The sequence below is a fragment of the Sphingopyxis sp. KK2 genome, assembly GCF_001990265.1.
Classification (GTDB): Bacteria; Pseudomonadota; Alphaproteobacteria; order Sphingomonadales; family Sphingomonadaceae; genus Sphingopyxis.
This window is the reverse complement of record NZ_LYVN01000043.1, coordinates 22,168-29,032: the sequence shown is the minus strand read 5'-3', so window position 1 is coordinate 29,032 and position 6,865 is coordinate 22,168. Positions and strand designations below refer to the sequence as shown.

The 6,865-nt window shown below is 67.1% G+C and carries 4 protein-coding genes; 1 reads left to right on the top strand and 3 read right to left on the bottom strand.

Features of this window, described 5'->3' with window-relative positions:
- Positions 1 to 536 precede the first annotated feature (536 nt).
- Positions 537 to 2,807, bottom strand: coding sequence for an EAL domain-containing protein (locus B1A78_RS09470; RefSeq protein WP_256837566.1), 2,271 nt, complete (start codon positions 2,805 to 2,807; stop codon positions 537 to 539).
- Positions 2,808 to 2,978: 171 nt separating this feature from the next.
- On the bottom strand, positions 2,979 to 4,709 hold the full coding sequence (locus B1A78_RS09465; RefSeq protein WP_077146722.1) for an acyl-CoA dehydrogenase: 1,731 nt from the start codon (positions 4,707 to 4,709) through the stop codon (positions 2,979 to 2,981).
- A gap of 55 nt (positions 4,710 to 4,764) precedes the next feature.
- Here B1A78_RS09465 and B1A78_RS09460 point away from each other — a divergent pair, with 55 nt between their 5' ends.
- The gene (locus B1A78_RS09460; RefSeq protein ID WP_077146721.1) at positions 4,765 to 5,724 is read left to right on the top strand and encodes an L-threonylcarbamoyladenylate synthase; all 960 of its coding nucleotides are present in this window, start codon (positions 4,765 to 4,767) and stop codon (positions 5,722 to 5,724) included.
- A gap of 164 nt (positions 5,725 to 5,888) precedes the next feature.
- On the opposite strand, the gene B1A78_RS09455 is transcribed toward B1A78_RS09460, so the two are convergent.
- Complete coding sequence (locus B1A78_RS09455) at positions 5,889 to 6,791, bottom strand: DMT family transporter (RefSeq protein WP_077146720.1); 903 nt, start codon at positions 6,789 to 6,791, stop codon at positions 5,889 to 5,891.
- Positions 6,792 to 6,865: the final 74 nt, after the last annotated feature.

Sequence of the window (6,865 nt, the reverse complement as noted above, 5' to 3'; positions counted from 1 at the left end):
CCTCACACAAAGACACAAAGAGGGCAGTCGAGCCGCGACACGCTGTGTGCTTGCCCGCGCGCAGCGCTTTACAGGGTCGCCTGCGGCGACGGGCATCGCCTGCGGGGTGATCCGGCCCCTTCGTGTCTTGGTGTGAGATCGTCTTCTTGGCGCCTTTGCGCCTTTGCGCCTTTGCGTGAGATCTATTTCGCCGACGGCGAAGAAGCGGGATTCTGGATCGAGTCCGACGTGAGGAAGGCCGAATGTCCGCTCCCGCCCGGCGCCGGTCGTTAACCGTCTTCGCCGCGCGCAAATTCCCGGACCCCAAATGAAAAAAGGCCCCGGCGATGCCGAGGCCCTTTCTCTATTTCTTTCGGATCAGGCCTGGCCACCACCGCTACCGGTGCCGCCGCCGCCCATCCACCTGTAGAACCAACCCATGGGATGTCTCCTAGATGCACGTCTGCACTACCCACGAGGAGCAGTTAACGCAGCATATACCTTAAGAGGCATGGTAAATCGAGTCTTAACTAATAATGTTACCGTTTTGGTAACGATTAGGCGGAGCGGCTGTGCGGGGAGGTCGCGAGCGAGGTCGTGAGTTCGGTAAATAGTTGCGGTTTGCCAAGATGATAGCCCTGGCCGACGTCGCAGCCGAGCTCTTCGAGCAGCGCCATCGTCGGGGCGTCCTCAATGCCTTCGGCGACCGCAACGGCGCCGAGGCGGTGCGCCAGGTCGATGGTCGACTTCACCACTTCGAAGTTGCGCTGCGAATCGCGCATCGTCATCACGAAGCGCTTGTCGATCTTGATTTCGTCGGCCTCGATCTCGGTCAGATATTCGAGGTTCGACTGGCCGGTGCCATAGTCGTCGATCGACAGGCGGATGCCCGCGCGGCGCAATTGCGCGAGGGTCTGGCGCGCCTGGCGGCTGTTTTCGATCTGCGCGGTTTCTGTGATCTCGATCGTCAGCATTTCGGCGGGCAAATGATGCGCGGTGAGCATGACGCGGATCGTGCCGACGAGGTCGGCATGGTCGAGCAAGGTTGCCGAGAGGTTGACCGACATGTTGATCTTGAGCCCGCGGTCGCGCAGCTGCGCCGCCGAGCGGATCGCCTGATCCATCACGAACAATGTGAGGCGGTAGATGTCCTGGCTCTTTTCGGCCTGGACGATGAACTCGTCGGGCGGGATCGGCCCGCGCGTCGGGTGCGTCCAGCGCGCGAGCGCCTCGACCCCGACGAGGTCGCGGGTGCGGATGTCGTACTGCGGCTGGAAGGCGACCCAGATGTCGCCGCCGGTGAGCGCGTCCTCGAGCTGCGAGTGGAAGCTGAGCTGCCAGCCGGCGTCTTCCTTTTGCCGCGGCGAATATTTGGTCCACAGCGCCCGAGTGCGGATCGCGCGCTCGGCGGCGACGAGCGATGCGGCGAGGCGCTGCGCGTTCGATCCTTCGAACTCGTCATTGACCCCGAAGGCGATAGCGACGTCGACGCGCAGCTCGCCGATCGTCAGCGGGGCGTTGAACAGCGCGGCGAGGCCCGCGAGATGCCCCTCGATCTGGCTGTGCTGATAATAGGGGACGAGCCACGCGAAGGTGCCGTCGAGATCGTGGTGGAGCTGGGTGCCGTGGCAGGCGAGCGTCAGCCGGCGCGCGACCTGGTCGACGAGCTGCTGGCTGCCCTCGCCGGGGAGGAAGGCGGCGAGATCCTCGAAATTGACGAGCTTTGCGGCGATGACGGTCGCGCTGCCGAAGGCGGGCTGCGCGCGCAGCGCTTCGAAATTGGGGAGGCCCGAGACGGGGTTCTCGCGCTGGGCGGAGAAGCGGCGGCGTTTGCGGCTGACATTGGCGCTGACCGCGGCGATCAGGAACAGCGAGGCGCCGATCGAGGTGGTGACGAGCATCGTCGCGAGCAGGATCTTGGCGACCACGAGCACCCCGACCGCGGCGAGTGCGGCGGGGACGTACCAGCGCTGGAAGCGCGGCAGCAGCGCGACGCAGAGGCCGATGGCGGTGAGCAGCAGCGCGGGCAGCCAGCCGATATCGACGGGGTTGCCGCGCTTGAGCGTCTCGCCCGCGATCAGGTGGATATAGGCGCCGGGGACGAGGTCGTGGCCGGGGAGGTAATGCGCATCCTGGAAGGTCGAGGCGGTCGGCGCGAAAATGACGTCCTTGCCGCGGAGCTGCGCCGCGCCGACGCGCCCCGCCAGCAGGTCGGCGGCGCCATATTGCGGGATGCTGTTGGTGTCGTAGGAGAAATCGAGGCGGAAGCTTTTCGGCTCGGCCGAGGTCTTGCCGCCGAGCAGCGAGGCGAAGCTGGGCAGCTTGCGACCGTCGGCGATATAGGTGATCGGGACGCTCCACACCTGCCAGAATTCGAAATCCCAGGCGATGCTGGCGAGCTGGGCCTTTTCGCCGAAGGCAGGGTTGGGGAAGATCGAGCGGCTGCGGTCGGTGCCGGGCATCGACTTGGTCGCGACCGCGAGCACCGCGCGGTCGCCCATTTTCTTTACCGCGTCGGTGAGCCGCGAGAAATCGGGGTCCGATTCGCGGCGGTCGAAATAGAAATCGAGAAACATGCGCTTGGCGCCGGCCTTGTCGATCGCGCTGATGACCTCGCCATATTGGGTCATCGAGAAATTGCCGCCGGGGGTCTGGCCGAGCGTGCGGTCGTCGAGCGCGACGATGACGATATCGCCCGAAACCGGGCGGTCGCCGAGCCGGCTGGTCGCCATCGCGATCACCCGGTCGGGGAGTTCGCCGGCGCCCGAAAAACCCACGATGATGCTGAGCAGCAGCGCGAGCCCGAGGGTGCGCCAGCTGACGATCATCCTGTTGACACCAATTGGCACGCGCGCACGTCTCCACCGACTACCGGACGTGCCTAGGCTCCGATGGTTATCATCGCGTTAATGGTTAACGATGCCGCGCGGTTTTCGGGGGTGGTTACCGCTTTCCCGAACCCGGCCGCCCCATCCGAAACAGGGCGGCCAGCGCAATGCCTAAAAGGCCGGCAGCGCCGCGTCGCCGGCGAGCGCCGAGGGGGCGAGGCCGGTCGCCACGGGGACGATCTGCTGCAGGTAGAAGCGCGTCGAGGCGATCTTGGCGGCGAGGAAGGCGGCGTCGCCATGGCCCTCTTCGAGCGCGGTCCTGGCGGCCCGATGCTGCAGCGCCATCAGCCAGCCGCAGGTCGCGGTCGCGAGCATGGTGAGATAGGGGTAGCTGCCCGCGAGCCGGTCGCCCGTCGGGGCCGACACCATCCAGTCGGTGACCGCGCGGCAGGCGTCGACGAGCTGCTGCAATTCGGGAAAGTCCGACGCGCCATGCGCGACGTCGTCGATCAGCCCGCGGACGAGGTCGCCGCCCGCCATGCCGAGCTTGCGGCCGACCAAATCCGCCGCCTGGATGCCGTTGGTGCCTTCGTAGATCGGCGCGATGCGCGCGTCGCGATAATGCTGCGCGGCGCCGGTTTCCTCGATGAAGCCCATGCCGCCATGGACCTGGATACCGAGGCTGGCGACCTCGCAGCCGATGTCGGTGGCGTGCGCCTTGACCAGCGGGATGAGGATTTCGGCACGCGCGGCGGCGCCCTCGTCGCCCAGCTTGCCGAAGTCGATTTGCGCGGCGGCATAATAGGTAAGCGCGCGCGCGGCCTCGGTCTGCGCGCGCATCCGCCACAGCATGCGGCGGACGTCGGGATGCTGGTCGATCGTTACGGGGTTGCGGTCGGTGCCGCCGGCAAGCGCCGACTGGACGCGCTCGGCGGCGAAGCGCTGCGCCTGCTGCGTTGCGCGCTCGGCGATCTGGACGCCTTGGCAGCCGACCATCAGGCGGGCGTTGTTCATCATCACGAACATCGCGCGCATGCCGCCCATTTCGGCGCCGACGATCTCGCCGAGGCAGTCCTCGTCCTCGCCATAGACCATCACCGCGGTCGGCGAGCCGTGGATGCCGAGCTTGTGCTCGATCGAGGCGCACTGGACGCCGTTACTGATCGTCGGATTGCCATCGGCGTCGAGGCGATATTTGGGGACGAGGAAGAGCGAGATGCCGCGCGTCCCCTCGGGCGCGCCCGGGGTGCGCGCGAGGACGAGATGGACGATATTGTCGGTGAGGTCATGCTCGCCGAAGGTGATGAAAATCTTTTGCCCCTTGATCCGGTAGAGGCCGGCGTTGTCGCCCTCTGTCACCTTTTCGGCGGTCGAGCGCAGCGCGCCGACGTCGCTGCCCGCGGCGGGCTCGGTGAGGTTCATCGTGCCGTTCCACGCGCCCGAGACCAGCTTGGGCAACCAGCTCTGGCGCTGGTCCTCGGTGCCATAGGCCATCAGCGCGTGGATCGCGCCGGGGGTGAGGATGTTGCAGAGGGTGAAGCCCATGTCGGCGCTGCCGAGCGCCTCGATCACCACGGTTGCGAGGGTGAAGGGCAGGCCTTGGCCGCCATATTCGGTCGGGCCGTCGATGCTGCCCCAGCCGGCGTCGACGAACTGGCGATACGCGTCCCTGAAGCCCGGGGGCATGGTGACCTTGCCGTCGGCCCATTTGGGGTTGTTGACGTCGCCGACGCGGTTGAGCGGGGCGTAAACTTCCGCGGCAAACTCGCCGATGCCGGTGACGATCGCCTCGACCATGTCGGGGGTCGCGTCGGCGAAGCGTTCGTGCTGCGCCATCGCGTCGACGCGCGCGATATGGTCGAGGACGAAAAGCTGTTCGGTGGTCGGCGGCGTGTAGGTCAAGGCTTTGGTTCCCCTTTTAGGGATGATTCCACAGGTGGCGGCGCTATAGCGCGGCATGGCCGAGGGTCAAAGCAACGAGCGCATCGCGACCGAGACGCTGCCGTTTAACACGGATGCGATAGCGCGCGCCGTCGAGCGGGTGGCAGCGGGCGAGCCGGTCGCGGTGCCGACCGAGACGGTTTACGGGCTTGCCGCCGACGCGCGCAACGCGGCGGCGGTGGCGCGCATCTATGCGGCGAAGGGGCGGCCCGACTTCAACCCGCTGATCGTGCATGTGCCGGGCCTTGCGGCGGCGGAGAAGCTGGGGGTGTTCGGCGCGGTCGAGCGCAAGCTCGCGGCGCATTTCTGGCCGGGGCCGCTAACTTTGGTGGTGCCGCGCAGCGCCGATTGCCCGGTGGCGAGCATCGCGACGGCGGGGCTCGATACGATCGCGCTTCGGGTGCCGGGGCATCGCGCGATGCAGGCGTTGCTTGCCGAGAGCGGCGCGCCTTTGGCTGCGCCGAGCGCCAATGCGAGCGGCGGGGTGAGCCCGACGAAGGCCGACCATGTGCTCGCGACCCTCGACGGGCGGATCGCGCTGGTGATCGACGGCGGGCCGACCAGCGCGGGGGTCGAATCGACGATCGCGCGCGTCAGCGACGGTGCGGTCGAAATCTTGCGCCCGGGGCCGGTGACGGCGGCGATGCTGGCCGAGGCGTCGGGCTTGGCGGTGACCGGGACCCAAGGATCGGAGATCGTCGCGCCGGGGATGCTCGCGAGCCATTATGCGCCGGGCAAGCCGGTGCGGTTGGGCGCGACGGGCTTTGCGGGCGACGAATATGGCATCGGGTTCGGCGCGGTGCGCGGCGATTACCAGCTGAGCGCGGCGGGCGATTTGACCGAGGCGGCGGCGCGGCTGTTCGATGCGCTGCATGCGGGTGCGGCGAGTCCGAAGACCAGAATCGCGGTTGCGGCGATCCCGCAGGATGGCTTGGGTGCTGCGATCAACGACCGGCTTTCGCGCGCGGCGGTGTGAATTTTTGACTCACACAAAGGCACAAAGGCACGAAGAGGCTGGTCGGGGCCGATAGGCCCCATTTTCGCTCGGATGTTGCGATTGGCGCGCCGTCGAGGGCAAAGGCCGCTTCGCGGCAAGCTCGACCTCTTCGTGCCTTTGTGCCTTTGTGTGAGATAATTTTTCTAGGCCGCCGCCGGCTCGACCGGATCGCTATGCGGCACCTTGCGCGCGACGATGAGGCAGGCGATGACGATGAGCACCGCGCCGGCGATCGTCGGCCAGGTCACCGGCTCGTTGAAGAAGACCCAGCCGAAGAGCATCGCCCAGAGGAAGCCGGTATATTCGGTGGTCGCGAGGATCTGCGTCTCGGCGCGGGCATAGGCCCAGCTGAGGAGCAGGAGCGAGGTCGTCGCGAGGATCGCGGCGCCGAGGATGTGCGGGGCATGGTCGCCGCTCGGCACCGCCGCGAACCAGGGCGCGCCGAGCGCGAGGATCGCGGCGACGAAGAAATTCTGGAAAAAGGCGATTTCGAGCGGCTCGGCCATCTTCGCCTGCCGCCGCGCGAGGATGAGGTTGTAGGCGTAGAAGATCGCCGACAGGAAGACCGCGCCGACCGCGAGCAGCGCCTCGTCCGAATAGGCGCTGCCGCCGAGCTTGCCCGCGACGATGACGATCACCCCTGCGAGGCCGAGCAGCGAGGCCATGACCGAGCGCGGGCCGATCTTTTCGCCGAGGAAGATCGCGGCCATGTAGAGCGCCATCAGCGGCGCGACGAAGGCGAGCGCGATCGCCTCCGCCATCGGCAACCGCGCGAGCGCCCAGAAAAAGCAGAGCGCCATGCCCGCGACGAACAGCGAGCGCCACGCGTGGATCGTCATCGTCGCGCGGTCGGGCCAGGCGGGACGCAGCGAGAAATAGACGGCGCCGCTGACGAGCGTGCCGGTGCCAGTGCGCCAGAGCACCGCGTTATAGGCGCCAAGGTCGATCGACAGCCCCTTCATCAGCACGTCCATCGCCGAGAAGGTCGCGATCCCCGCGCAGGCGATCAGGAAGGGGATCAGGGGCGAGGGCGAATCGGGGCGCATGGCGGGGGCGTACAGCAAGAGTTGGCGGGGGTGAATCGCCATTGCGAGCCTTTGGTGTAGTTGATAGTTTTTCG

Excerpts from the sequence above, each read along its gene's own strand:
- B1A78_RS09460 (WP_077146721.1), top strand. The coding sequence starts at position 4,765 with ATGGCCGAGGGTCAAAGCAACGAGCGCATCGCGACCGAGACGCTGCCG.
- B1A78_RS09470 (WP_256837566.1), bottom strand. The coding sequence starts at position 2,807 with ATGATCGTCAGCTGGCGCACCCTCGGGCTCGCGCTGCTGCTCAGCATC.
- B1A78_RS09455 (WP_077146720.1), bottom strand. The coding sequence starts at position 6,791 with ATGCGCCCCGATTCGCCCTCGCCCCTGATCCCCTTCCTGATCGCCTGC.